25 protein-coding genes and 1 riboswitch are annotated in these 24727 nt (G+C 63.7%); of the genes, 11 read left to right on the forward strand and 14 right to left on the reverse strand.

What is annotated here, in order from left to right:
- The first annotated feature begins 20 nt into the window (after positions 1–20).
- From AB4037_RS02290 to speD, 3 genes are all read left to right on the forward strand, one after another.
- Complete coding sequence (locus AB4037_RS02290) at positions 21–1529, forward strand: polyamine aminopropyltransferase (protein WP_441770394.1); 1509 nt, start codon at positions 21–23, stop codon at positions 1527–1529.
- 42 nt (positions 1530–1571) lie between these two features.
- Entirely contained in the window at positions 1572–3224 is a 1653-nt protein-coding gene (locus AB4037_RS02295) for an FAD-dependent oxidoreductase (RefSeq protein ID WP_441770395.1), read from the forward strand.
- Between the two features lie 68 nt (positions 3225–3292).
- Positions 3293–3658: an adenosylmethionine decarboxylase gene (gene speD, locus AB4037_RS02300; protein ID WP_441770396.1), complete on the forward strand. Its 366-nt coding sequence runs from the start codon at positions 3293–3295 to the stop codon at positions 3656–3658.
- A 19-nt stretch (positions 3659–3677) separates the two neighbouring features.
- On the opposite strand, the gene AB4037_RS02305 is transcribed toward speD, so the two are convergent.
- The 8 genes from AB4037_RS02305 to ctrA all read right to left on the reverse strand — a co-directional run bounded on the left by AB4037_RS02305 (position 3678) and on the right by ctrA (position 11291).
- A complete protein-coding gene (locus AB4037_RS02305; protein ID WP_441770397.1) occupies positions 3678–4079 on the reverse strand; it encodes a hypothetical protein in 402 nt (133 codons plus the stop codon).
- 57 nt (positions 4080–4136) lie between these two features.
- Positions 4137–5702 carry an aminomethyl-transferring glycine dehydrogenase subunit GcvPB gene (gcvPB, locus tag AB4037_RS02310; RefSeq protein ID WP_441770398.1) on the reverse strand — a complete coding sequence of 522 codons (1566 nt, stop codon included), beginning with the start codon at positions 5700–5702 and terminating at the stop codon, positions 4137–4139.
- Positions 5702–7042, reverse strand: coding sequence for an aminomethyl-transferring glycine dehydrogenase subunit GcvPA (gene gcvPA, locus AB4037_RS02315; RefSeq protein ID WP_441770399.1), 1341 nt, complete (start codon positions 7040–7042; stop codon positions 5702–5704). The genes gcvPB and gcvPA overlap by 1 nt, the downstream gene beginning before the upstream one ends.
- A 3-nt stretch (positions 7043–7045) precedes the next feature.
- Positions 7046–7417, reverse strand: coding sequence for a glycine cleavage system protein GcvH (gene gcvH / locus AB4037_RS02320; RefSeq protein ID WP_322430885.1), 372 nt, complete (start codon positions 7415–7417; stop codon positions 7046–7048).
- Positions 7418–7441: 24 nt separating this feature from the next.
- Complete coding sequence (gene gcvT / locus AB4037_RS02325) at positions 7442–8593, reverse strand: glycine cleavage system aminomethyltransferase GcvT (protein WP_441770400.1); 1152 nt, start codon at positions 8591–8593, stop codon at positions 7442–7444.
- Between the two features lie 157 nt (positions 8594–8750).
- A riboswitch (glycine riboswitch) is annotated at positions 8751–8856 on the reverse strand.
- 91 nt (positions 8857–8947) lie between these two features.
- Positions 8948–9544 (reverse strand): hypothetical protein, encoded by a 597-nt coding sequence (locus AB4037_RS02330; protein WP_434957684.1) that lies wholly within the window; start codon positions 9542–9544, stop codon positions 8948–8950.
- A 95-nt stretch (positions 9545–9639) separates the two neighbouring features.
- Entirely contained in the window at positions 9640–10422 is a 783-nt protein-coding gene (locus tag AB4037_RS02335) for a 5'-methylthioadenosine/adenosylhomocysteine nucleosidase (RefSeq protein ID WP_441770401.1), read from the reverse strand.
- Positions 10423–10589: 167 nt separating this feature from the next.
- The gene (gene ctrA, locus AB4037_RS02340) at positions 10590–11291 is read right to left on the reverse strand and encodes a response regulator transcription factor CtrA (protein WP_434957682.1); all 702 of its coding nucleotides are present in this window, start codon (positions 11289–11291) and stop codon (positions 10590–10592) included.
- Between the two features lie 851 nt (positions 11292–12142).
- Between ctrA and fliJ the strand changes: the two genes are divergently transcribed.
- Complete coding sequence (gene fliJ / locus AB4037_RS02345; protein WP_434957681.1) at positions 12143–12502, forward strand: flagellar export protein FliJ; 360 nt, start codon at positions 12143–12145, stop codon at positions 12500–12502.
- A 72-nt stretch (positions 12503–12574) separates the two neighbouring features.
- On the opposite strand, the gene AB4037_RS02350 is transcribed toward fliJ, so the two are convergent.
- From AB4037_RS02350 to chpT, 3 genes are read right to left on the reverse strand one after another with little or no spacing between them, the layout of a single operon-like run.
- Positions 12575–12883: a hypothetical protein gene (locus tag AB4037_RS02350; RefSeq protein ID WP_434957680.1), complete on the reverse strand. Its 309-nt coding sequence runs from the start codon at positions 12881–12883 to the stop codon at positions 12575–12577.
- A gap of 54 nt (positions 12884–12937) precedes the next feature.
- Positions 12938–13318, reverse strand: a complete 381-nt coding sequence (locus AB4037_RS02355) for a RidA family protein (protein WP_434957679.1) — start codon at positions 13316–13318, stop codon at positions 12938–12940.
- A gap of 10 nt (positions 13319–13328) precedes the next feature.
- Positions 13329–13973, reverse strand: coding sequence for a histidine phosphotransferase ChpT (gene chpT / locus AB4037_RS02360; RefSeq protein ID WP_434957678.1), 645 nt, complete (start codon positions 13971–13973; stop codon positions 13329–13331).
- Between the two features lie 341 nt (positions 13974–14314).
- Here chpT and cysQ point away from each other — a divergent pair, with 341 nt between their 5' ends.
- The 3 genes from cysQ to AB4037_RS02375 all read left to right on the forward strand — a co-directional run bounded on the left by cysQ (position 14315) and on the right by AB4037_RS02375 (position 17479).
- Complete coding sequence (cysQ, locus tag AB4037_RS02365; RefSeq protein WP_441770402.1) at positions 14315–15121, forward strand: 3'(2'),5'-bisphosphate nucleotidase CysQ; 807 nt, start codon at positions 14315–14317, stop codon at positions 15119–15121.
- A 369-nt stretch (positions 15122–15490) separates the two neighbouring features.
- Complete coding sequence (locus AB4037_RS02370; protein WP_068286233.1) at positions 15491–16084, forward strand: DUF1134 domain-containing protein; 594 nt, start codon at positions 15491–15493, stop codon at positions 16082–16084.
- A gap of 222 nt (positions 16085–16306) precedes the next feature.
- Positions 16307–17479, forward strand: a complete 1173-nt coding sequence (locus tag AB4037_RS02375) for a hypothetical protein (RefSeq protein WP_441770403.1) — start codon at positions 16307–16309, stop codon at positions 17477–17479.
- A 323-nt stretch (positions 17480–17802) separates the two neighbouring features.
- On the opposite strand, the gene AB4037_RS02380 is transcribed toward AB4037_RS02375, so the two are convergent.
- Positions 17803–18702 carry a pseudouridine-5'-phosphate glycosidase gene (locus AB4037_RS02380; protein ID WP_441770404.1) on the reverse strand — a complete coding sequence of 300 codons (900 nt, stop codon included), beginning with the start codon at positions 18700–18702 and terminating at the stop codon, positions 17803–17805.
- Entirely contained in the window at positions 18699–19637 is a 939-nt protein-coding gene (locus tag AB4037_RS02385; RefSeq protein ID WP_441770405.1) for a carbohydrate kinase family protein, read from the reverse strand. Before AB4037_RS02385 ends, AB4037_RS02380 begins: the two co-directional genes overlap by 4 nt.
- Positions 19638–19987: 350 nt before the next feature.
- Here AB4037_RS02385 and AB4037_RS02390 point away from each other — a divergent pair, with 350 nt between their 5' ends.
- From AB4037_RS02390 to ftrA, 4 genes are all read left to right on the forward strand, one after another.
- Positions 19988–20950 carry a lytic murein transglycosylase gene (locus AB4037_RS02390; protein ID WP_441770406.1) on the forward strand — a complete coding sequence of 321 codons (963 nt, stop codon included), beginning with the start codon at positions 19988–19990 and terminating at the stop codon, positions 20948–20950.
- 235 nt (positions 20951–21185) lie between these two features.
- Positions 21186–21998: a transporter substrate-binding domain-containing protein gene (locus AB4037_RS02395; protein ID WP_441770407.1), complete on the forward strand. Its 813-nt coding sequence runs from the start codon at positions 21186–21188 to the stop codon at positions 21996–21998.
- A gap of 119 nt (positions 21999–22117) precedes the next feature.
- Positions 22118–22972 carry an amino acid ABC transporter permease gene (locus AB4037_RS02400; protein WP_441770408.1) on the forward strand — a complete coding sequence of 285 codons (855 nt, stop codon included), beginning with the start codon at positions 22118–22120 and terminating at the stop codon, positions 22970–22972.
- Between the two features lie 129 nt (positions 22973–23101).
- Complete coding sequence (gene ftrA / locus AB4037_RS02405) at positions 23102–24100, forward strand: transcriptional regulator FtrA (protein ID WP_441770529.1); 999 nt, start codon at positions 23102–23104, stop codon at positions 24098–24100.
- A gap of 253 nt (positions 24101–24353) precedes the next feature.
- On the opposite strand, the gene AB4037_RS02410 is transcribed toward ftrA, so the two are convergent.
- Positions 24354–24653: an ArsR/SmtB family transcription factor gene (locus AB4037_RS02410; RefSeq protein WP_441770409.1), complete on the reverse strand. Its 300-nt coding sequence runs from the start codon at positions 24651–24653 to the stop codon at positions 24354–24356.
- Positions 24654–24727: the final 74 nt, after the last annotated feature.

Raw genomic sequence — 24727 nt, forward strand, 5'->3', positions numbered from 1 at the left:
GATTGGGGTAAGGCGCGTTCGTGGAAATCCTGCTGCTCTTCTCGGCCTTCGTGATCGCAACCTGCGGGCTGATCTACGAACTGATCGCCGGCACGCTGGCGAGCTATCTGCTCGGCGATTCCGTCACGCAGTTCTCCACCATCATCGGTACCTATCTCTTCGCCATGGGTGTCGGCTCCTGGCTCTCACGCTATATCGAGCGCGACCTGCTCGGCCATTTCGTCCGTATCGAGTTGCTGGTCGGGGCGGTCGGTGGCAGTTCGGCTGCTGCCCTCTTCATCCTGTTCGACCATGTCGCCTCTTTCCGCCTCTGGCTCTATTCCCTGGTCGGGGTGATCGGCATCCTGGTCGGCATCGAGATTCCGCTGCTGCTGCGCATCCTGGAAGGGCGGCTCGCCTTCAAGGACCTGGTCTCCAAGGTCTTCACCTTCGACTATATCGGTGCGCTCTTCGCCTCCCTGCTGTTTCCGCTGGTGCTGGTGCCCTATCTCGGCCTGATCCGCTCGGCCTTCCTGTTCGGCATCCTCAACACCCTGGTGGCGATCTGGGTGCTGTATGCGATCAAGGCGCCGATACTCCGCCGCGGCGCGCACAAGGTGGCTGCCTTTGTCGTTCTGATCGCGCTCGGCGCCGGCTTCGTCTGGTCCGAACGCATCCAGTCGGTAGCGGAGGCGAGTGCCTATCCGGGCACGGTTGTTTACGCCGAATCCACGCCCTATCAGCGCATCGTGGTCACGCGCCAGCAGCGCGACGTCCGCCTCTTCCTCAATTCGAACCTGCAATTCTCCTCACTCGATGAATATCGCTACCACGAGGCGCTGGTGCATCCGGTGATGAGCGCGCTCAAGGCACCGCGCAGGGTGCTGATCATCGGCGGCGGCGACGGGCTGGCGCTGCGGGAGGTCCTGAAATATCCGGCGGTCGAGGCGGTCACCATGGTCGATCTCGATCCGGCCGTGACTCGGCTGTTCTCACACAACGAGATGATGACGGGCCTGAATGGGGGTTCGCTGTCCTCGCCCAAGCTAACCCTCATCAACGCCGACGCCTTCCTCTGGCTGCGCGAGCAGAAACCGGCCGAGATGCGCTTCGACGCGGTGATCATCGATCTGCCCGACCCATCCAATTTCTCGATCGGCAAGCTCTATTCGCTCACCTTCTACCGCCTCTTGAAATCGGCGCTGAACCAAGATGGCCTGGTGGTGATCCAGAGCACCTCGCCTTTGGTCGCGCGCAAATCCTTCTGGTGTGTCAACAACACGCTGGCGGCGGCCGGCTATCAGACCGCGGCCTATCACCTCTTCGTGCCCTCTTTCGGGGAGTGGGGCTTCATCATCGGCTCCTTCTCGCCCTATCATCAGCCGGACCGCCTGCCCGAGGGGCTGCGCTTCCTCGACCTCACGACCATGCAGGCGATGTTTCAGTTCCCGCCCGACATGGCCCATGTCGCCACCGCCATCCAGCGCCTCGATGACCAGCCGCTGGTGCGCTATTTCGACGAGGAGTGGGGCAATTACCTCATTTATTAGACATTCGGCTTCGAGCTTACCGCTTTCAGGGCGACCTTCACCGTGACCCGGATCAGCCGCAAGCAATTCCTCGCTTTGGGGGCCGCCTCGCTCGGCCTGGCCGGTGCGGGCCTGGTCGGCGGAGACTTGCTGGCGGGCGGGGGCCCGCCGGGCGGCGGCGAGGGCGGTCCCGTGCCGGGGGAACTGGTGGGGGCGTCTTCCCGTATCGGCCACAGGCTGCGAAGCGGGTCCTTCGCGGTTGCCCGTGAGACCCGCAGGACGGGTGTCGTCATCGTGGGCGGGGGGATCGCAGGTCTCGGCGCGGGCTACCGCCTGGCCAAGGCCGGCTATGACGATTTCCTGCTGCTCGATCTCGAGGTTTCACCCGGCGGCAATGCCGCCGGCGGCCGCAACGAGGTCTGTGCCTTCCCCTGGGGTGCCCATTACGTGCCGCTGCTCACCGAGGAGGCGAGGGCTGTCAGGGCGTTGTTCCGGGATTTCGGCATCATCACCGGCTATGACGCCAAGGGCACGGCCATCTATGACGAATATGCCCTCTGCGCGGATCCCTCGGAGCGGCTCTATCGCTATGGGCGCTGGCAGGAAGGCCTGATGCCCGCTATCGGTCTCGACGCCGATGAAGAGGCCGACGGCAAGCGCTTCTTTGCCGCGATGAAGGCGTTTCGCCAGCGTATCGGCAGTGACGGCCGGCGCGCCTTCGCCATTCCGCTCGATCTGAGCTCGCAGGATGCCGATTTGATGGCGCTCGACGGCATCACCATGACGGCCTGGATGGAGCGGGAGGGGTATCGCTCGCCGTCCCTGGCCTGGTATGTCGACTATTGCTGCCGCGACGACTACGGCACGCGCTCGCGCGACGTGTCGGCCTGGGCCGGCATCCATTATTTCGCTGCCCGCAATGGCCGCGGCGCCGATGCCGAGGACCAGGGCCTGGTCACCTGGCCGGAGGGCAATGGCTATCTCGCGCGCCGCCTCGCCGAAGCGCTCGGTCCCCGCATACGGACGCGCTCTCTGGCCTACGCCGTCGAGACCGGAGAGGGCGGCGTCGCCGTCGACGTCTGGGACGCGGCTCAAGACAAGGTCTTCCGCATCGAGGCGAAGGCCGCCATCCTGGCGACGCCGCATTTCGTCACAGCGCGGCTGCTGCGCGACCAGAACCTTGCCGCCGGCTTCTCCTATGCGCCCTGGGCGGTCGCCAACATTACGCTGAGCCGCCTGCCCGGCGGCACCGGCGCCAATCTGAGCTGGGACAATGTCGTATTCGACAGCCCCCTGCTCGGCTATGTCGTCGCCACCCATCAGATCACGCAGATGCGCCCGACCAAGACGGTGCTGACCTATTACTGGCCGATCAGCCATCTGCCGCCCGAGGACGCCCGCCGCGAGGCTCTTGCCCGTCCCCTGGCGGAATGGCAGGCGGTCTTCCTGAAGGAACTCCTTGCCGTGCATCCCGAGCTCGAAGGCCATGTCGAGCGGGCCGATGTCTGGATCTGGGGACACGCCATGATCCGGCCGGTGCCGGGCTTCATCTGGGGCGGGCAGCGGCGGGCCGGACTGCAGCAGCGGCCGCCGATCTTCACCGCCCATTCCGACATGAGCGGCGTTTCCATCTTCGAGGAAGCCTATACGCATGGCGTGCGTGCGGCGGAGAAGGCCATGGCCTATAGTGGCCATCCCTTCGAAACGGTGCTGTGATGGCGCGGGCAGAGCAGGGAAAGCCATTGGCAGTGCAGGCACAAACCTCGGAGACGGGGAGGGCTCTGATGGCGGACGGAGCCGCCGTCCAGGCCCGGGCCTTTGCCCCCGGCCTGCATCTGCTCATCGATTTCTGGGACTGCCAGGGCCTCATCGACGCCGCGGGCATCGAGCACGCCTTGCGCGAGGCCGCGGCCGCCTGCGGGGCCACGGTGCTCGGCGTCAAGCTGCACGGCTTCGGCGACACCGGCGGCATCACCGGCGTCGCCTTGCTCGCCGAGTCCCATATCAGCATCCACACCTGGCCCGAGACCGGCTATGCCGCCCTCGACATCTTCATGTGCGGGCGCTGCGACCCCCGCCGTGCCCTGCCGGTGCTGGAGGCCCATTTCGCGCCAGGGCGGGTGAAGGTAAGCGAGCATCGGCGGGGATAGGGCAATTGCCCTGCAGGCATCAGCCCTCCTCGGTGCCCATATCGGCATCGGTGAGGTAGATCGTCTCGATCGTTCCCGATGGATGCACGCAATACCAGCTATAGGGGTTCAGTTCCTCGTCTGTGATGATTGAGCGGCAATCCGCGGCCTTCGAAAAATAGAGGGCGAAGCGCCGCTCCTCCTCGATCGAGTCAGCGCCGGGCTGCCAGATTTCCATCAGGAAAGGATAGGTTTCGCTCAGGGGCCGCACGATGACATGGACGTCGAGCGGCGTGTCGCTACCCGCATCCCAGCTCTCGATCATCTCGTCCTTGGAGCCGAAATAGGCGATCGTCCGGTCCGGCTCGAAATAGTGCCGGACAGCGCCTTTGATCGTCTCGGTATCGAGATGACGGTCAATGAAGAGCTGGAAGAAGCCCATGCCTTGCCCGATGATGTGAAAATCCCGCCGGACTTGTGACCGGCGGGAATGATGATCCTATTCCGCTGCGTCCTTGATCGGCTCCGGCGGCGTCCAGCGCAGCACGGGCTGGCGGGCGGCCCTGGTTTCGTCCAGGCGCCGGCGCGGTGCGTGATAGGGGGCGCCGGAGAAGCGCTCCGTCTCGCCGCGCCTGGCGGCCAAAGCAAGGTCGCGCAGCGTGGCGATGAAGAGGTCGAGCGAGGCCTTGGATTCGCTCTCCGTCGGCTCGATCAGCATGGCGCCGTGCACCACCAGAGGGAAATACATGGTCATCGGATGATAGCCCTCGTCGATCATCGCCTTGGCGAAATCGAGCGTGGTCACGCCGGTGTCCTTGAGCCAGGTGTCGTCGAACAACGCTTCGTGCATGCAGGGCTGGTCGCCGAAGGGGGCGGACATCAAATCCTGCAGACTGGCGCGGATATAGTTGGCGGACAGCACCGCGTCCTCCGAGGCCTGCTGCATGCCGTCGGTGCCATGCGAGAGCATATAGGTCAGCGCCCGCGTGAACATGCCCATCTGGCCGTGGAAGGCGGTGAGGCGGCCGAAGGGCGTCTCGCCATTCATCACCTCTTCGGCCCGCTCGACCAGCACGCGGGCATTGACGACATAGGGGAAGGGCGCGAAGGGCGCGAGCTTGTCGGAAAGCACCACCGGCCCCGCGCCCGGCCCACCGCCGCCATGGGGCGTCGAGAAGGTCTTGTGCAGGTTGATATGCATGGCATCGACGCCGAGATCGCCGGGGCGGACCTTGCCGACGATGGCGTTGAAATTGGCGCCGTCGCAGTAGAAATAGGCGCCCGCCTCGTGCACCACATCGGCGATGGCACGGATATCACGCTCGAACAGGCCGCAGGTGTTGGGGTTGGTCAGCATGATCGCGGCGACGTGCGGCCCCAAAGCCTTCTTGATTTCGGCCGGATCGACGGTGCCGTCCTCGCGCACGGGGATGGATTCCACCGAAAAGCCGATCAAAGCGGCAGTGGCCGGATTGGTGCCATGGGCCGAGTCGGGCACCAGCACGACCTTGCGCGTACCGCCTTCGCCCCTGGCCGCGATGGCGGCCTTGATCGCCATCATGCCGCAAAGCTCGCCATGTGCCCCGGCCTTCGGGCTCATCGCTACGGCCGGCATGCCGGTGAGGGTCTTCAGATAATGGGCGAGATGGTCGATCACCGCCAGCGCGCCGGGCACGGTCGAGATCGGCTGCAGCGGATGGATATCGGCAAAGCCTGGCAGTCGCGCTACCTTCTCGTTGAGGCGCGGATTGTGCTTCATGGTGCAGGAGCCGAGCGGGAAAAGCCCGGTATCGATGCCGAAATTCTTCTGGCTCAGGCGCACGAAATGGCGCATCGCCTCCGGCTCGGAGAAACCGGGCAGGCCGATCGGATCCTTGCGCTCGAAAGAACCGAGCCTCGGCTCGAACTCCTCGACCTCCTCGACGTCGACGCCGGTCACGTCGGTGCGGCCGGTCTCGAACAGCAAAGCTTCCTCGATGATGAGCGCGCGGTTGCCGGTGAAGGTGGGATGGGAAGCCTCGGCGCCATCGCCGGGGGAGGAGGGGCGTCCCTGACGGTTCAACATCAGACCAGCTCCTTCAGGGCGCTCACGAGGGCGGTGCGGTCCTCGTCGGTATTCACTTCGGTGGAAGCGATGATCAACAGATCCTTCAGCTCGGCATTGGGCGACAGCCGCGAATAGGGCACGCCTCCCAGAATCCCCCTGGCGGCCAGCTTTTCTAAGAGCGAGGCGGCACTGCCGGGCACCCGAATGGCGAATTCGTTGAAGAAGCTCTTCTGGATGATCTCGATACCCTTCACCTTGGCCAGCATGTCGGCCAGCTTCACTGCATTGGCGTGGTTGACGCGGGCGAGCTTGCGCAGGCCCTTCTCGCCGAGCAGCGCCATGTGGATGGTGAAGGCGAGCACGCACAGGCCGGAATTGGTGCAGATGTTGGAGGTCGCCTTGTCGCGGCGGATATGCTGCTCGCGGGTGGACAGGGTCAGCACGAAACCGCGCCGGCCCTCGGCGTCCACCGTCTGGCCGCACAGGCGGCCCGGCATCTGGCGTACATATTTGTGCCTGGTCGCGAACAGGCCGATATAGGGCCCACCATAATTGAGGGCATTGCCGATCGACTGGCCTTCGCCGACCACGATGTCGGCGCCCATTTCGCCCGGCGATTTGACGAGGCCGAGCGAAACCGCTTCGGTGAACACCGCGATCAAGAGGGCGCCGGCCTTGTGCGCCGCTTCGGCGATCGGAGTAAGGTCGCGCAGATTGCCGAAGACGTCCGGGTTCTGCACCACCACGCAGGAGGTTTCCCCGTCGATCTCAGCGATCAGATCCTCGCTGCCGTCGACGTCGGCAGGCATGGCCACTTCGTGATGGCCGGCCATTTTCGAGATGGTGTGCACCACATCGGTGTAGTGCGGATGCAGGCCGCCGGAGAGGATCGCCTTGGAGCGGCGCGTGACGCGATGGGCCATCAGCACGGCCTCGGCCGTGCCGGTCGAGCCGTCATACATCGAGGCATTGGCGACTTCCATGCCGGTCAGCAACGCGACCTGGGTCTGGAACTCGTAGAGATATTGCAGCGTGCCCTGGGCGATCTCGGGCTGATAGGGCGTGTAGGAGGTGAGGAATTCCGAACGCTGGATCAGATGGTCGACGGTTGCCGGCACGTGGTGCTTGTAGGCGCCGGCCCCGACGAAGAAGGGCACCGAGGACGCCGTCACATTGCGCGAGGCGAAGGCGGTCATGATCTTCTCGACCGCCATTTCGCTCTTGGTATTGGGCAGAACGGGGGGCGCCTTCAGAAGCTTGTCGGCGGGGACGTTGGCGAAGAGATCGTCGATGCCGTTGACGCCGATCTTCGCCAGCATGGCGCTGCGATCATCGGCGGTCAGGGGTAGATAGCGCATGGATCAGGCTCCGATATGGGCCTTGTAGGCCGCATCGTCCATGAGGGCATCGAGCTCGGCCGGATTGGAGAGCTTTATCTTGATGAACCAGCCCTTGCCGAGCGGGTCCTCGTTCACCGTGGAGGGAGAGTCGGGCAGGCCTTCGTTCGCCTCGATCACTGTGCCGGATACCGGGGCATAGACTTCGCTGGCGGCCTTCACCGATTCAACCACCGCGGCTTCGTCGCCCTGCTTGAGCACTTTGCCGGTGGCCGGAAGCTCGACGAACACCACGTCGCCGAGCTGCGACTGGGCGTAGTCGGTGATGCCGATCGTGGCGACGTCGCCCTCGACGGACACATATTCGTGGTCGCTGGTGAACTTGATCGTGGCCATGGTTTTCCTCAATCTCTGGATAGCTCAGGAACGGTGGAAGCGGTGCGGGGCGAAGGGCAGCGGTACGACCTGGATCGGCACATCCTTGCCGCGCAATTCGACGGTGAGGCCGGTGCCTTCGGCCGCCAGGGCAGGGGCCACATAGCCGATGGCAATGGGGCCGGCCACGGTGGGGCCGAAGCCGCCCGAGGTGACGATGCCGACGGTCTCGCCGGCCTGGTTCTTCAGGGCCGCGCCCTCGCGTACGGGCGAGCGCCCTTCCGGCTTGAGGCCGACGCGGATGCGAGCGGGCCCTTCCGCGATTTCGCGCTGGATGCGGGAAGCGCCGGGAAAGCCGCCCTGTTCGCGCCGGCGCTTCTGGATCGACCAGAGAAGACCGGCCTCGATCGGCGAGATCGTGGGATCGAGTTCATGGCCATAGAGGCACAGGCCGGCTTCCAGGCGCAGCGAGTCGCGGGCGCCGAGGCCGATCGGCTTGACCCGTTCGTCCGCGAGAAGCGTGCGCCAGAGCGCAACGGCCTTGTCGTTGGGAACCGAAATCTCGTAGCCGTCCTCGCCGGTATAGCCCGAGCGGGAGAGGCCGACCGCAATGCCGTCGAAGGTCGAGCGGTGGGAGGCCATGAAGGGCATGGCTGCAGCGTCCGGGCAATGATCCGCCAGCACGGCGGCAGCGAGAGGGCCCTGCAGCGCGAGCAGGGCATAGTCGGCGGCGACGACCAGTTGGGCGCTGTCGCCGATCTTATCGCGCAGGAGCGCAAAATCGGCTTCCTTGCAGCCGGCATTGACCACCAGGGCGAGCTTGCCGTCTTCGGCGGGGTCGGTCGAGCGCGCCACCATCAAATCGTCGAGTGTGCCGCCCTCATCGTTCAGGAACTGGGTATAGCGCTGGCGACCGGGGGCGAGATTGAGAATATCGGCCGGCACCAGGGTTTCCAGGGCGGCAGCGACGGCGTCATGGCTGTCGGCGATGAGATAGGCCTGCCCCATATGCGATACGTCGAACAGGCCGGCGGCGCTGCGCGTGTGGTTGTGCTCGGCGATGATTCCGGTGGGATACTGGACCGGCATGTCGTAGCCGGCAAACGGCACCATGCGCGCGCCGAGGGCGACATGCTCGGCATGAAGAGGAGTCTTCAGGAGCGTTTGCGGATCTGGGCTTGCGGCTGGCTCGGCCATGGGGACTCCGGCAAAAGGGTGCACGCCGGACGAATGTCCGGTTGTGCCCCCTCTGTCGCGGTTACCTGAGAGATTTCGCGATTCCGCACCCTGGGGAACCACTTACGCCCTTCGGTGAGCCCGAATGCTTGCGCATTCGTGCCGCTTTCCAGAGTTTCGTTCCCCCGCGGTCCGGGTGCCTGAGAGTTTCCGGGGCGGTTGCTCCTTCGGCGCCGGTCCGTGATTCCCAAGAGAATCAGACCGAACTCTTCCGCGGGGATCGGCCGAATGCCGGGAAGCTATCCCTGGCCTCACCTGTCGTCAACCCAACAGAATACGGCGCGATGAGAAAAGGTCTGAGGAATTTTAAGGCGCTCAGCCCCGCCGCTTTTTCTTGGTGACCGTGCCGCCCTTGCCGTCGAAACCGACCACGATGTCATAGGAACTGAGTGGCTGTTCGAGGCCGATGGTGATCGGTGCCGAGGTATCGACCACCCGGAAACTGCCCGGGCCGCCGCCAGGCGTCGCCGCGGCTGAGACGCGGATCACCTTGGTGTAGACGGGCTTCTCGTCGCGGTCGCGGATGGTGATGCGCACCGGCGCCGAATAGCCGCCGCCCCCGGCCGAGGCGACATGGCCCTCCACGCCGATCTTGATGGTAACGGTATTGCCGCTGGCAAGGTCGCACTCACGGGCGAAATTGGTGATCGAGAATTGCGCGCTGGGAGGGCCATAGGCCGCAGCACCGGTAGGAATGTTGATCTGCGGGCATTCGGTATCGGGGTCGAAATCCACCCGCAGCGGCGCTTGGGAGGCGGTCTGCGTCTGCGTTGGCGCAGCCGTTTCCGTCGGCGTGCCATAGACACCGGTGATCATGCTGCTGGTGCAGCCGCCGAGAAGGAGCGCCGGGGCGACCACACCTGCCAACAGGGCGCTACGAGCCGCCCAGACGCCATACTGACTGCCAACCATCGTCACGCTCCGCTGAATGCACGGCGTCCTTATAGCATGCCGTTCGGCTTCGGCCAGTCCGGCAGGCGCGCGCATGCACAGGCCCTTCGGTCCGATTACCAGTCCGTGTGCTGCAGGAAGCGGCGCAGGATGTGATGGGAGTAAAAACTGGCGACTGTGGCGAGGAAAGCCGGAAAATCGACATGGGCATTGTCGTCGGCGCTGTCGGAGATGGTACGCAGCACGGCACAGGGCACACCATAGTCGTGGCAGATCTGGCCAATCGCTCCGCTTTCCATCTCGATGGCGAAAGCGTCCGGAATGTCGTTGCGCAGGGCTGCGACCGCGGCATGGCCGTTGACGAACTGGTCGCCGCTGATGATCAGGCCGCGATGGAGGCGGGGGGCGGCGAGAGCGAACCGTTCGCGAATCTCGGCGGAGAGCTGCGGCAGATCCTCGGCCAGGAAGGTCTCGATCGCCCGCGACAGGCTGTTGCTGATGGCGGCATCGGCGGCAAAGCGGGACATGCCCGTCAAGGGTACCTCATAGCGCGGGAAGATCGGCCTCGCGTCGAGATCGTGCTGGAGCATCGCATCACCGACCACGATATCGCCGACCTTCACCGATCGGGCCGCGCCGCCGGCCACGCCGACATTGAGGATGGCGCCGACCTGATAGGCATGGATGAGGCCCGCAGTGGCGGTGGCGGCGGCGACCTTGCCGACCCGCGAGAGCGTCAGCACGCAGGGACGGCCGAAGAGATGGCCGCTGTGATAATCCCTGCCGCCGATGCGCAGTGTCTGTGTGGCGCCGTCCTGCTTCATCAGGGCGAAAAGCGCTTCGGCCTCCTCGGCGAGCGGGACGAGAATGCCGAGGGGCGAGGTAGAAGAGATTGTCATGGGGGCTTCCGGGGGAGGGCGGTTCGGCGAAGGCGGGAACAGGCACCATAGGCCATTCGTTCATCGTCTTGATGTCAAGCCATTCCGAGGCGGCCGCCGGCCTTGCCAAAAGAAAAGGCCGGGACTGAGCCCGGCCACCTCGTCTCGTTCATGGGGGAGGCGCGGCGTCAGACCGCGATGCGCTCTTCGATCTCGTTGGGCTCGCGCAGCACATAGCCGCGACCCCAGACGGTCTCGATGTAATTGGACCCGTTGGTGGCGTTGGCGAGCTTCTTGCGCAGCTTGCAGATGAAGACATCGATGATCTTCAGCTCGGGTTCGTCCATGCCGCCATAGAGATGGTTGAGGAACATCTCCTTGGTCAGCGTGGTGCCCTTGCGCAGCGAGAGCAGCTCCAGCATCTGATATTCCTTGCCGGTCAGATGCACACGCGAGCCATGGACCTCGACCGTCTTGGTGTCGAGATTGACCACGAGGTCGCCGGTGGCGATCACCGACTGGGCATGGCCCTTGGAACGGCGGACGATGGCGTGGATGCGCGCAACCAGCTCATCCTTGTGGAAAGGTTTGGTCAGATAGTCGTCGGCGCCGAAGCCGAGACCCTTCACCTTATCCTCGATGCCGGCAAGGCCTGATAGAATCAGGATCGGCGTCTTGACCTTGGCCACCCTGAGGGAGCGCAGAACCTCGTAGCCCGACATGTCGGGAAGGTTCAGGTCGAGCAGAATGATGTCGTAATCGTACAACTTGCCGAGATCGACACCTTCCTCGCCCAGATCCGTCGTATAGACGTTGAAACTCTCTGACTTGAGCATCAGCTCAATGCTTTGCGCCGTGGCGCTATCGTCTTCGACAAGAAGTACGCGCATCTCAATCCCCCACTGCGGCCTCGGAGGGTCGACCGCCGTCGCGAATGCGCAGACGGCACGGTGAAGTCACCTCGTCGATGATCAACCGCGACGCTACGCAGGCATGGTTAACAAATTGTGATTCTCTCATGCAAGCGAAACTTGAAAACAAGGTACAAAACTCCCTGTAACACATTGCCTGAAAGACAGATTCGGTGAGCAGCAAGCGTCAACATTCACATGAAGAAACCTGCCTAAGCGATTCAACCGACTCACCCATTCGCCGCAGGATTTGGACAAACGTGGCGGTGAGTTCGTTGACCGTTGTTAGGGATCATTAACGAGGCAGGTAAATTAATGGTTACCGTCGGGGCAGGTTCTTAGGGATTTAGAACGAATCAACAGCTTTCCTCGAGTGCCCCGTCCCATGGCGAGAGCGGCGGCTGCTTCATCGGCGAGGAAAGAGGCTGGTCGGTTCATTGCGGGGCCGCTTCATCGAATCTGCTTGCTTCTTCAAGCTGTTAGAAACAAGTGAACGCAGTATTAATTCTGCCGTCGCTGCCCAGTGTGAAGCATAGTGCCGACCGGAGCCGGTAGTCTTTCCGCAGTCGGCCGATCCCAGGAGAAATCTTAAGAAAAGCGGCCGCCGCATGGAGAAGTGATGTATCGACTTGGTAAATCATGGCGCACGATTTTCTTGACTGTCGACTGTCCCGCCTTGGTTCGCGGCTTTTTTGCGGCGAGTAAGGAAGAATTCACGTCCATGCCGGATGGTGTGGGTCTTCGCCGGGCCGATGGCTTGGCGATCCGATTGTGCGGCCTATCCTCCACCATAGGGCGGCGGGCCGATGCGGCTGATGGAGTAATGAGTAATGAAGTCGCGCGATACCCTTATTCGTCTCAAGCGCTTCCAGGCAGACGAGAGACGCCGCCAGGTCGTCCAGATCGAAACCATGGTGGCTGAGTTCGAGCGCATGGCAGCCGAACTGGACCGCGAAATCAAGGCTGAGGAAGCCAAGGCCGGCATCACCGATCCAAGCCATTTTGCCTATCCGACCTATGCCCGCGCAGCGACTGCGCGTCGGGACAATCTGCGTGGCTCTGCCGATGATCTGAAGGTCAAGCTGGAAGATGCCAGGAGCGCGCTCGCCGATGCCCTGGAGGATCTGAAGATGGTCGAGACGCTCGATGACCGCGAGAAGGCAAGCGAGCGCAGCATCGCCGCTCAATAGATACCGACGCTGGACGTACAGGCCCGGCCGGCCTCCGGCTTGGGTACCATCGGGATGATACGGGGCCGCCGCTCACTGCTTGGGTGTCGGCGGCTTGGTACTGGTGCAGCGCAGATCCTTGCGCACACAGGCGATACCCGGGGTCGAGCACATCGGCTTGCCGTTCACCACCGCACAAATGATGCATTCATCGGTGATTTCAGTACAATCGGGGTGACCGGCGATGAAGGAAAACACGCGGTCGTCAGGGGCAACAGGCTGGGAAGGAGCCGGAGGCTCCGCCGGTTTGGCCTGATTGTCCTGCGCCAGCACCGGCCACCATCCCTGGCCGACGGTCAGCAGGGCCGCAGCCAGACACAGGCGGATCAGCACGCTGCGCATGAGACATACTCCCTGCAATCGGCCTTCTCGGTGGGGATCCTAGAGCAAAGTGCGTCAGCCGCGAAATGCCGTAACCTCGATTTCAACCTTGATCTCTGGCTTGATGAGATCGCAGATCAGCATTGTGGCTGCCGGCCTGATCTCGCCGAAGACCCGGCCAGTCACCGCCATCACGGTCTCCACATGCTCGGTGCCGGTCACATAATAAGTCGCGCGCACCACCTCGCTCATGGCAAAGCCGCCCTCGGCCAGCGCCTTTTCGATGGTCGCCAACGTGTTTTCGGTCTGGGCGGCGACATCTTCCGGCAGCGTCATGCTGGCATAATCATAGCCGGTGGTGCCTGAAACGAAGCACCAGTCGCCCTGCACCACGGCGCGGGAATAGCCGGCGCTGCGTTCGAGCGGGGAGCCGGTCGAGATCAGTTTGCGGGGCATGGATATTTCCTCACACCGGCGTGGCCGCGATGCGCACGCCGCCATCGATCGTCTCGACGGCGACGGACATGCCGGCGGCGCGGGCGATCAGCCCGGTATAATAGGGCTGGATCAGATGGCTATCGAGCGTGCCGTTCTCCGGCTCGCCCGCGAGAAGGTTGATCAGGCCGGGCGGAATGCGCGAATTGCCCCCGAGCGAGATCACCTCGAAGGTCGGAGCCTCGGGATCTCCCGTCACCTTGGCATTGATGGAGCCGCCGCGCGGAATGGTGGTGGTGGCGACCACGAGCAGGTTCAGCAGCAGCTTGACCTTGTTCTTGGGCATGAACTGGCGCGGCGCCGACCAGCTGAGCGTCACCTTCTCGTCCTGGATGAAGCCCCTGGCCACATTCTCGGCATCGCCGAGGTCGATCGAGGCTCCGGCCGAGCCGGCGGCACCGAAGGCGATCCGTGCAAATTGCAGGCGGGCCGAGGCATTCCTGGAGCTTTTCTTGATCAGGTCGAGGGCGAAGGCCTTCATCGAGGCATCGTCCTCGTCCTCGAGGACCTCGAGCCCGTTGACGATGGCGCCGACCGGATTGATCACATCATGGCACACGCGAGAGCAGAGCAGGGCGGCCAGATCAAGCGCATCGAGTTGAAAACCAGCGGTCATCGCAGCACCCAGGGTAAATCAAGAGAGAATCAGGTCTCGGAAATAAGGTTTTCAGATAGACTCTGCCGCACGGGATGTGAAGGCGCTAAGCCGATTCCCCCTGATCGAGCCAGGCTCGATCAGGGGGAATCGGCACAATCTCAAACGGTTGCCGTGCTTCCCGATATCGCCCGTTCGCGGGCGATATCGGGAGACTCTGCCTGGGCATACCGCCGTTCCGTTCCGCGCTTTGTACAACCCAGAAGAGCGATCTCGAAGGGATGCGGAAAGGCAAGGCAGACCCAATATTCTTGCGGCATGGTGTCCATGAGACTAAACAGGCCCTGTTATCGGAGGCCCCTTTGAACCAGACCGCTCAGTCCTCGTCCCCGCTCGCTTCCACGCCCGATGCCATTGCGCGTGTCTTTGCCGACATTGCCCGTGAAGCGGGCGTCGCCATCATGCAGGTCTATGCCAAGGAATGCACTGCCCGCATCAAGGATGACCGCTCGCCCGTGACGGAGGCCGACGAACTGGCCGAGGCGATCATCCTGCGAAGGCTGGCGGATGTGATGCCTGATGTGCCGGTGGTGGCGGAAGAGTGCGCGGCCAAGGGCGTAATTCCCGAGGTCGGAACCCGCTTCATCCTGGTCGACCCGCTTGATGGCACCAAGGAATTCCTTCACCGCAACGGCGAGTTCACCGTCAACATCGCCCTGATCGAAGATGGCAGGCCGGTGGCGGGCTGCGTGTTCGCGCCGGCTGTGGATACGCTTTACGCTGGCGGCGACACGGCGTGGCGCGTGCAGGACGGCGTCGAAGAGTCGATCTCCACGCGGGCCTACCCGGCCGAAGGACTGACGGCCCTGTGCAGCCGTTCGCATCCTGACGCCAAGAGCGAGGCTTTTCTGGCTGAATACCCCATTGCCGACCGGCGCGAGGCGGGGTCATCGCTGAAGTTCTGCCGGGTTGCGGAAGGCGTCGCCGATGTCTATCCGCGCTTCGGGCCGACCATGGAATGGGATGTCGCCGCCGGCCATGCCGTGCTCTCCGCTGCTGGGGGGCAGGTTCTGATGCCCGATGGCGAAGATTTTCTCTATGGCAAGACCGAGGCCGGCTTCCGCAATGTCGCCTTCGTGGCCTGGGGCCAAGATACTCCCCGCAAATAAGACACGCCTCCCAAGCAAGACACTCCTGGCAAATAAGCTCGCTCCCCGTAAATAGCCACGGTCGAGCCCTTGCGGCGGCCCCGCTCGATCCCGGGTCGGTGCAATCCTGCAGGCCTCCTTGCCTCAATCCTGCGTAAATCTAGCCATGCTTCCGGGCGTTTTGCCTGTTGGAATCGCATGGTCGTATCGCCAAAGCCTCCTGCGATCTGGTGGCCTCACCGGGACCCGCGCGGACGCGTCGAAACGAAGAACGAGGGCAAGGCAGCGCTGCCTTGCAGACGCACTTTGCCCTTGGAAGCAATTTGTTAACGCTGATGGGCCACAAAATAGGGCTCACAGAGGCCAGACCCTCAGCCAACGAGGCTCGCGATGAACGATATTCTTCCCCGCCGCAAGGCTCTTACCATGATGGCCGGCATGGCTCTGTCCGCGACCGGCTTCGTCTCCCCGTCTCTGGCGCTTGCGCAGTCGGAGCGGCCGGAGCGCATCTCCTCCAACGAACTCGTCAATTCAGGCCATCGTTTCTTCGGCACCGTGTCGAGGGACCTGGCGCTCACCATTCAGAAGGCCGTGGCGCGCTGGGGTGAGCCCAACGGCTACATCCTCGGCCAGGAAGGCTCGGGCGCCTTCATCGGAGGGCTTCGCTACGGCGAGGGCACGATGTTCACCCGCAATGTCGGCGACCGCAAGGTCTACTGGCAGGGCCCCTCCGTCGGGTGGGATTTCGGCGGCGACGGCGCGCGCACCATGATGCTGGTCTACAATATGGACCGGATCGACGAGATCTACAGCCGCTTCCCCGGAATCGCCGGTTCAGCCTATATTATCGGTGGCTTTGGCATGACCGCGCTGGGCGATGGCAATATGATGGTGGTGCCCATCAAGTCCGGCGTCGGAGCCCGCCTCGGCATCAATCTAGGTTATCTCAAATTCACGCCGTCCGCGACGTGGAATCCCTTCTGATCACGCACAACCTTGCGGGATCCTGAGGGCGGTTGCTGGCTTTCATCTTGGCAGAAAAATGCCGATGCCAGCGCTGCCATCAGATCATCTAGGCAAACCGCACGTCATGGATGCTGGCGGGACATCGAAGTGCGATTTTAAGCACGCTGTGCGTTTTCGCCCTGCAATGTCGTCGAATTGACGTATAGTACAGCGAAGATATCGCCGTACTGAGACTCTGCCGTGCTCGATTATGCGATTGCCTTTTTCCTGGGAGGAGCGCTCGCCGCCCTGGCCGCATTGGCCATGGTGCCCGCGATCTGGGGCCGTGCGCGTCGCTTGATCCGCCGTGAAATGGAAACGGCGCTGCCCCTGTCGATGGCGCAGGTTCGGGCTGCTCAGGATCACGTCCGCGCGGAAGCGGCCATACGGCATCGCCGCCTTGAGCAGAAGGTCGAGAACGAGAGAGCCCGGCGCCATCAGCTCATGGCTGAACATGGGCGGCAGACCGAGCGGCTGCGCCGGCTCGAAACCCTGCTCGGAGTTGATGCTGCCAGGCTCGCCCAGATGGAAGAGGGTGCGGCCAACGCCCAGCGCGGCGTGCTCGCCGCCCAGCAGGATGTTGCGGCACTCAAGGCAGAACTGGCAGCAGCGCGGGTAACCATTGCGCTACGCGACGACGAAGCGCTCGATCACGGCCGCGAACTTGCCTCGGCGCAGGGAAGCAATGACAGCCTGCGCATCGAAGTGGTCGCTCTTCGCACCAAGCTCGCCGCGGCGGAAGATGGCGCGGTTCTGCATCAGCATGAATTGCAGGAAGTGCTGGAACTGGCGTCCGGCAAGGATGATCGCCTCGCCACCCAGTCCATCGAGTTGATGCGGCGCGATACTGCGATCGCCGCCCTCGAGGCGCGCACGGCCTCGTTGCAGCGCGAATTGCAGACGATGGCCGACAGGAGGCAGGTGGCCGAAACGGAGAAATCGGACAGTCAGGTCCGGTTCTCGGATTGGGAGGCAGACCTGCGCCGCAAGGACGCCCTGCTGGCCGAGCGCGATGCGCGGCTTGCGCTGGCGGCCGGACGGGAGGCCGAACTGATCGCCGAGCTCAATCGCCTGCGCCGCAGCGCGGAGCCGAGCGCGGCCGAGGAAGAAATCGGTGCCCTCAAGATCGAGCGGGCTCGCTTGCAGGCCGAACTTGCCGCTCTTCGCGAAGAGGCTCATGAATCCTGGCTGCGCATCGAAGCCGACAACAGCCTGCTGCGGCGTGAAATGGCACAGGTCGCTGCCGAGATCGCCCGCGAGGCGGCGACCCGCAGGGCCGTCGGCGTGGTGCCCGGACCAGAGCGCCAGGCGGCGAACGATCTGGCGGCGAACGAGCCGCAGGCTGCAGACAGCCGGGAAGCCGCGCCCCGCTGACGGCGTTGCCCATGCATTCTCGGCTTGTAGTTATACCGACGCCTTTCAAGGTCTTTCGAATCTAAAACCCGGCGAAGGCTGGATAGGGCATTGCGACCCCTCATCCGCCCCCTCGGGGCACCCAGTCCACTCCAAGTGGAGTGGACGATACCCGCAAGGGGAGAAGGTGCTGGCAAGCGGATGAGGGGTTGCGCCGCTCTATCTGGACTTCAGAACTCAACATCTTGAAAGGGGTGGTCATCAGACCCGCCCCCCCAAATGTCGCCTCCCGTATCGGCTTGCCGTGAGTCACTCTTTTCGCGACCCGGTATAATGATCTCGGCTTAAAGCGCGGCGGCGATCTTCGCCGCCAGGCGCGCATTGTTTTCCACCAGGGCGATGTTGGCGATCAGGCTGCGCCCCTGGGTGAGGTCAAGCATGCGCGAGAGCAGGAACGGCGTGAGAGCCTTGCCGGAAATGCCCATGGCATCGGCTTCGTCCACGGCCGCCTCGATGGCGGGATTGATCTCATTGGCAGCGATCTCGTCGGCCAGCGGGATGGGATTGCCGACCAGCACGCCGCCATCGAGGCGCAATTCGGCGCGGGCGCGGATCAGGGCGGCGATGTCGGCGGGATCATCGAGGCGCATCGGCGCCGCCAGGCCGCTCTTGCGGCTCCAGAAGGCGGGGAATTCGTCGGAGCCGTAGCCGACAACCGACACGCCGAGCGTTTCCAGCGTTTCCAAGGTTTTAGGCAGGTCGAGAATGGCCTTGGCGCCGGCGCAGACGACGCAAACCGGCGTGCGCGCCAGTTCCTGCAGATCGGCCGAGATGTCATAGGTCTTCTCGACGCCGCGGTGCACGCCGCCGATGCCGCCCGTGGCGAAGACGCGGATACCGGCACGGTCGGCGGCGATCATGGTGGCTGCCACCGTGGTGGAGCCGTTCTTCCTGGTGGCCACGGCATAGCCGAGATCGGCGCGGCTGAGCTTCAGGAAGCCCGTGGCCTGGCCCATGGCTTCGAGCTGGCTGTCCTCGAGCCCGGCATGGATGACGCCGTCCAGCACCGCGATGGTCGCCGGTTCGGCGCCTCCAGCCCTGACGGCAGCTTCGACCTTGCGGGCTGTCTCGACATTCTGGGGCCATGGCATGCCATGGGTGATGATGGTGGACTCGAGGGCAACCACCGGCTTGCCCTCGCGGAGGGCTGCGGCGACGGCGGGCGAATGGGTAATGGAGGTCATGGCTCTATCGTTTCGAGGGGATGGGAAAGGGCGTGGCGGGCCAGCACGGCCTGCATGGTGAGATCGGAGCGCACAGTCTGGGGTGATTCGACCGTAAGGGCGGCGGCGGCCATGGCGCGACGGGCTGCCGTGAGAAAGGTGTCGCCGGCGGCAAGGCGCGCCAGCGTGCCGCCGGCCAGCGCATCCCCGGCACCGTTGACGTTGGTCGGGCGGGAGGGAAGCGCCACGATCGGCGTGACCTTGCCCCCCTCCCAGGCGAGAGCCCCTCGGGGACCGAGCGTGAGCAGTCCGCGCGGCACCGGGCCGGCAGCGAGCCTGGCAGCCAGATCCTCCGCTTCGTCCTCGCTCCCGAGCAGGGCGCGCGCCTCGTAGAGATTGAGGAAGAGGATGTCGATCGCAGCCAGGATGGGTACGAGCTTGGCCAGTTTCTGTACCGAGACGGGCACGCAGGCGAGGGGACGGGCACCCTTGGCTTCTGCCACGGCCTGCAATGCAGCTGGCGGCAGGTTGGCATCGGCGAACACATAGCCATCCGAAGGGAAGGCAGCCAGCCGGGTGGCGATGGCTTCGGGCGCGATCCTGTCGAAAATCGCCATGTCGGCGAGACCGATCACCAGCTCACCCTCGCCGCTGAAGATGGCGGTGTAGGAGGCGGTCGTCCCCCCGCTTGCAGTGGTGACGCTGGTCATGTCGATGCCGGCCCGGCTGCTTTCCTCCACGACGCGACGCCCCTCCAGGTCGTCACCGACCAGCGACACGAGGCCGACATCGACGCCCAGGCGCGCCAGATTCTCCGCCACGTTACGGGCAACGCCACCCAAGCTGGTACGCATCGAGCCGATGTTCGAGGTGTAGAGGCGCTCCTTCGCATCGGCGGTCTCGCCGACGCGGTCGATGACGCAGCCCCCTGCACACAGAACGGGACGATAGGCCATGCTTCCTCACGACGGGCAGCTCTTCGAGATGCCCTAAAGCGCCTCCCGTGCCACAGATTCGTGCCCGCAACAATGCGACGCTCCGCCGGTTGCCGCTTTCCTCTTGCGTCATGCCACGATTGCAGCCATGAGAAGCGCGCCTTCCGGTCGAGCAGAATTTCCTGATAGCACCCACGAACGGGCACTATCAGGAAATTCTGCAGGCGTTTGAGATCCAGCAGATTCCCTCTGGTCGGGCCACGGGCTCGACCAGAGGGAATCCGCCTAGGCCTTGCTCTTTCCCGGCAACCGCCACATTTTGCGCATTCTTGTTTGGCTTTTGTGGCTCTTCTTCCCTCCGAGATGGTTTCATGCGCACTGCCCCCCTGCTTGCTGCCCTGTTGCTGATGGCCTCGCCAGCCCTGGCCCAGACGGAGCCGCAACCTTCGCCGCCCCAAGCCCAGCCACAGCCTCAGGCCGAACAGCAGCCTCAAGGTCAACTCGCTCCCCAAGCCCAGCCGCAATCCGGGACGCAGCCCGCCGCACAGCCCCAGGGGCAGGCACAGCCGCAGCCCCAGACTCAAGTCCAGGTTTGCACCACGCCCACCGATCCCGCCGGCTTCCCGGCCTGGCTTGAGAATTTCAAGAAGGATGCGCTGGCCCGGGGCATCGGCACTCAGGGAATGGCGGCTCTGGACGGCGTCAGCTACGATCCCAAGGTGATCGGGCTCGATCGCGCCCAACGGAAGACCTTTTCTCAGACCTTCGAGGAATTCTCGGGCCGCATGGTCAATGCCTACCGCATCAAGCGCGGCAAGCAGGTGATCAAGAAGTACCAGGCGGTGTTCGACAAGGCCGAGGCCGAATATGGCGTGCAGGCGCCGATCATCGCTTCCCTGTGGGCGCTCGAGACCGATTTCGGTGCCAATGTCGGCAAGTTCGAGAGCATCCGCTCGTTGGCGACCCTCGCCTTCGATTGCCGCCGCGGTGACAGGTTCCGCCCCGAATTGTTTGCCGCCCTCACGATCGTAGACAAGGGCGACGTGCCGCTGCACGAAATGCGCGGCGCCTGGGCGGGCGAGATCGGCCAAGTCCAGTTCATGCCGACTTCCTATCTCAAGCATGCGGTGGATTTTGACGGCGATGGCCACAAGGATCTGGTCAAGAGCCAAGCCGACGTAATCGGTTCCGTGGCCAAGTTCCTGTCAGGCCGCTGGCAGCGCGGCGCTGGCTGGAACCCTGGCGAGCCGAATTTCGATGCCCTCAAAGCTTGGAACGGCAGCGAGCTCTATCGCAAGACGGTGGCGTTGCTGGCCACGAAGATCGCGGAATAGGCAAAAGGCCGGTCCCGAGACCCAATGCAGTTCACTTAAGCGTCTTCGAGTTTGCACGATCTTTGTCATTGCCGGGCTCGACCCGGCAATCACAATTCGGAGCGTTTGTCCCTTAAGTGAACCGTATTAGGTCCCGAGACCGGCCTTTTCCATGTGGGACCGTGAAAATCCCCTGTTCGGCATGAAACCCGCGTGGCAAGGTTGCGGCTTGAGCCCGCCACACCGGAGTTTCCCGATGCTTCGCCGCACCTTTCTTGCCCTTGGCGCCCTCGCTGCCATGGCCGTTCCCCTTGGATTGACCCAGGGACCGGCCGAGGCCCAGACGCTGCCCGATCTCAAGGGCCGCACCATCGTCGCCGTCACCGAGAACGCCTATTTTCCGCTGAACTTTACCGATCCGAAGACGGGGCAGGGCATCGGCTGGGAATATGATGCGATCAACGAGGTCGGCAAGCGCCTCAATGCCAAGATCGAATGGAAGACCTCGTCCTGGGACGCCATGATCCAGGCCGTGCAGAACGGCCAGTTCGACATCGGCATGGACGGCATCTCCATCACCGATGAGCGCAAGAAGCAGGTCGCCTTCACCGACCCCTATTTGGTGTCCGAGCAGTTCATGCTGGTGCGGGCCGATGAGAAGCGCTTCACCGACGCCAAGGGCTTCGCAACCGACGACAAGCTGTTCGTCGGTGCCCAGTCCGGCACCACCAATTTCTTCGTCTCGGTCACCGATCTGCTTGGCGGCAACGACAAGAGCCCACGCCTCAAGCTGTTCGAGACGTTCGGGGCCTCGGTACAGGCGCTTAAATCGGGCGATGTCGATACGGTGCTGATGGACAAGGCCGGCGCCGAAGGCAACATCGCCGCTTCGCCCGACAGCTTCAAGATCGTCGGCAATGGCCTTGGGCATGACGAGTTCGGCTTCATCCTCAAGCAGGGTTCCGATCTCATCGGTCCTGTCAACGCTGCCCTGGCTGCCATGAAGGCCGACGGGACGACCAAGGCTCTCGATAAGAAGTGGTTCTTCGACTACAAGACCGCGAACTGAGCCGGTGTCGGCCGTCTGGTGCCATGGCGTCATGGCGGGCGGAACGAAGCGATGACGAAAACGCCCATCGGTCCGATCCTCGGGCCGCCTGCCTCACTTCCGGATCTTCCTTTCTGCAGATGACGACATCTTCCGCCGCCGGCACGCCCCGCCATGCGCCACCGCCGCCGCCCTCCTTCCTGTCGAAAGTGCCCTGGTGGCTGGTGATCCTCGTCGTGCTCGGGGCCGCCGTCCTGATCGGCGGCCTGGCCAGCGAGCAATATCGCATCATCTTCGGCGTGGTCGGGCAGGGGCTCTTCGTCACCATCCGGGTGACCGTGATCGCCTTCGCCGCTTCATTGGTTCTCGGCACCATTCTTGCGCTGGGCCTGGTGTCGCACTCGCGCTGGCTCGGGGAGGCGCTCAAGGCCTATGTCGAGGTCATGCGCGGCGTGCCCATGATCGTGCTGCTCTATTATATCGCTTTTGCGGTCGGCCCGGCACTGATCGAAGGCTATGTCGCGCTGTTCGGCCCAGCCATCGCCGCCGGTTTCATGCCGGAGATCACCATCCGCGATTTTAGTTTCGAGTGGCGCGCGATCTTCGCGCTGACCCTGGCCTATTCGGCCTTCATCGCCGAGATCGTGCGCGGCGGTATCCAATCCATCCCCGCAGGACAGTTCGAAGCCGCGCAGGCCCTCGGCCTTACGCGCTTCAAGACCATGCGCCTGGTCGTGCTGCCGCAGGCCTTCAAGACGATGACGCCGCCGCTCGGCAACGACCTCGTCTCCATGCTGAAGGATTCCTCGCTGGTGTCCGTGCTCGGCATCGCCGACATCACCCAGAACGGCAAAACCTATACCGCTTCCACCTTCCGCTTCTTCGAGACCTATACGGTGGTGGCCTTCTTCTATCTGGTGATGACCATCGGCCTGACCCTCCTGGTGCGCCGGCTGGAGCAGCGCATGCGTCGTAACGAGGTTCGGCAGGATTAGGGGTACTGGAGGGTCAATCTCCAGATTGACCTCTTGGAAACGCTGAGTGTGCGGATAAAGAGGTCGATCTGGAGATCGACCCTCCAAGGAGGTTGGAAACCTACAGTCCCTTGCACCGTCCTGGCCGAACTGGCACATTCCGTCAAGATCATGCCAGATGTTTCCTCTCCCGCCGGTCCCCTCGTGGCCGTGCTCGTCTATGATGGCCTGTGCACCTTCGAGTTCGGGGTGGCCTATGAGGTGTTCGGCCTGCCGCGCCCCGAGATGGGGCCTTTCTGGTATCGCTATGCCACCTGCGCCATCGAGCCCGGCCCGTTGCGGGCGGCAGGCGGGCTGACGGTGGAACCGCATGCCGGCCTGGAACTGCTGGACGAGGCCGATCTCGTCATCGTGCCGGGCTGGCGTGGTATCGACACGCCGGTGCCGGCGGATCTGATCGCCTGTCTCAAATCCGTGCATCGGCGCGGTGCCCGCCTGATGTCGCTGTGTTCCGGTATCGCCGTGCTCGCCGCCTGCGGCCTGCTCGATGGCCGGGAGGCGACCACGCATTGGCGCTATGCGGCTGATATCGGCGCTCGCCATCCCAGTATCGTGCTCGACCCGGACCGGCTTTATGTCGACCTCGGCGACGTTCTCACCGCTGCCGGCAGCGCGGCGGCGCTGGATCTGTGCCTGCATGTGATCCGGCGGGACTTCGGGCCGGATGCCGCCAACACCGTGGCGCGCCGGCTGGTGGTGCCCCCGCATCGCGATGGCGGCCAGGCCCAGTTCATCGAACGGCCGGTGCCACGTGAGCGCGAGTCCGCCCGGCTCGCCCCGTTGATCGACTGGCTGCGGCAGAATTTGGCCCTCCCCCATCGTATCGAGGCGATTGCCGCTCGTTCCGGCATGAGCCAGCGCACCTTCCAGCGCCGTTTCGAGGAGACGACGGGGTTGCCGCCGGGAGAATGGCTGGTGGCCGAGCGCGTGCGGCTGGCTCGGGAACAGCTCGAGCGCAATCTCGGCGCCTCGCTCGGTGACGTTGCCGCAAGCTGCGGCTTCAATTCGCTGGAGACGATGCGCCATCATTTCCGGCGTCGCGTGGGCGTCAGTCCTGCGGCCTATCGGGCGCGCTTTTACGGCGGGTAGCTCTTCCTGAGATTGCAGGCTTCCAGCCTGCTTCTTCCTAGCCGGAGCTTGTCCAAGGCAGGCTGGAAGCCCATAGGCGCTAACTTTACGAGTGGAGGCGCCTGAAACGAGGTGTGCCGATCTCCAGATCGGCATCTTCCTGCCGGCAAGCACGGCGCTTCCAAGATGGTCGATCTGGAGATCGACCCACCAGATAAGCACCGAGTTCCACAAAGTGAGCGCCTATGGGCTGAAAGCCTGCGATCTAAGAAGTTTAGTCGGCAAATTTCAGCACGGATTGCAGCAAACCCGGGAATTTGTCCTCGACGTCCGGACGCAGGGCCACGAAGCAGCGCGTGCCTTCCTTGCGGTGGCTGACGATGCCGGCCTCGCGCAACTGTTTGATGTGATGGCTCAGCGTCGAATTGGCGACCTGGCAATCGAATTCCGTCGATCCCTTCTCGCCCTCCGCGAGCAGCGTGGTGACGATGTGCAGCCGCACCGGATCACCGAGGGCGGCCAGAACGCCGATCAGATTGATGTTGTTCACATCGGGGTGAGGGTGTTGCTTCATGGCTTCTTCTACCTATATTCGACGAACATCGAACTTTGAAACTTTAACGCCTCGGCGAGCCGACCACCAGTTAA

The organism is Labrys sp. KB_33_2 (assembly GCF_052114505.1).
Classification (GTDB): domain Bacteria; phylum Pseudomonadota; class Alphaproteobacteria; order Rhizobiales; family Labraceae; genus Labrys.

Excerpts from the sequence above, each read along its gene's own strand:
- AB4037_RS02350 (WP_434957680.1), bottom strand. The coding sequence starts at position 12,883 with ATGCGCAGCGTGCTGATCCGCCTGTGTCTGGCTGCGGCCCTGCTGACC.
- chpT (WP_434957678.1), bottom strand. The coding sequence starts at position 13,973 with ATGACCGCTGGTTTTCAACTCGATGCGCTTGATCTGGCCGCCCTGCTC.
- gcvPA (WP_441770399.1), bottom strand. The coding sequence starts at position 7,042 with ATGCGCTATCTACCCCTGACCGCCGATGATCGCAGCGCCATGCTGGCG.
- AB4037_RS02390 (WP_441770406.1), top strand. The coding sequence starts at position 19,988 with ATGCGCACTGCCCCCCTGCTTGCTGCCCTGTTGCTGATGGCCTCGCCA.
- AB4037_RS02335 (WP_441770401.1), bottom strand. The coding sequence starts at position 10,422 with ATGACAATCTCTTCTACCTCGCCCCTCGGCATTCTCGTCCCGCTCGCC.
- gcvPB (WP_441770398.1), bottom strand. The coding sequence starts at position 5,702 with ATGTTGAACCGTCAGGGACGCCCCTCCTCCCCCGGCGATGGCGCCGAG.
- AB4037_RS02400 (WP_441770408.1), top strand. The coding sequence starts at position 22,118 with ATGACGACATCTTCCGCCGCCGGCACGCCCCGCCATGCGCCACCGCCG.
- AB4037_RS02370 (WP_068286233.1), top strand. The coding sequence starts at position 15,491 with ATGAACGATATTCTTCCCCGCCGCAAGGCTCTTACCATGATGGCCGGC.
- gcvH (WP_322430885.1), bottom strand. The coding sequence starts at position 7,417 with ATGGCCACGATCAAGTTCACCAGCGACCACGAATATGTGTCCGTCGAG.
- AB4037_RS02385 (WP_441770405.1), bottom strand. The coding sequence starts at position 19,637 with ATGGCCTATCGTCCCGTTCTGTGTGCAGGGGGCTGCGTCATCGACCGC.
- AB4037_RS02380 (WP_441770404.1), bottom strand. The coding sequence starts at position 18,702 with ATGACCTCCATTACCCATTCGCCCGCCGTCGCCGCAGCCCTCCGCGAG.
- AB4037_RS02305 (WP_441770397.1), bottom strand. The coding sequence starts at position 4,079 with ATGGGCTTCTTCCAGCTCTTCATTGACCGTCATCTCGATACCGAGACG.
- AB4037_RS02330 (WP_434957684.1), bottom strand. The coding sequence starts at position 9,544 with ATGGTTGGCAGTCAGTATGGCGTCTGGGCGGCTCGTAGCGCCCTGTTG.
- AB4037_RS02410 (WP_441770409.1), bottom strand. The coding sequence starts at position 24,653 with ATGAAGCAACACCCTCACCCCGATGTGAACAACATCAATCTGATCGGC.
- fliJ (WP_434957681.1), top strand. The coding sequence starts at position 12,143 with ATGAAGTCGCGCGATACCCTTATTCGTCTCAAGCGCTTCCAGGCAGAC.
- AB4037_RS02355 (WP_434957679.1), bottom strand. The coding sequence starts at position 13,318 with ATGCCCCGCAAACTGATCTCGACCGGCTCCCCGCTCGAACGCAGCGCC.
- AB4037_RS02395 (WP_441770407.1), top strand. The coding sequence starts at position 21,186 with ATGCTTCGCCGCACCTTTCTTGCCCTTGGCGCCCTCGCTGCCATGGCC.
- ctrA (WP_434957682.1), bottom strand. The coding sequence starts at position 11,291 with ATGCGCGTACTTCTTGTCGAAGACGATAGCGCCACGGCGCAAAGCATT.
- gcvT (WP_441770400.1), bottom strand. The coding sequence starts at position 8,593 with ATGGCCGAGCCAGCCGCAAGCCCAGATCCGCAAACGCTCCTGAAGACT.
- speD (WP_441770396.1), top strand. The coding sequence starts at position 3,293 with ATGGCGGACGGAGCCGCCGTCCAGGCCCGGGCCTTTGCCCCCGGCCTG.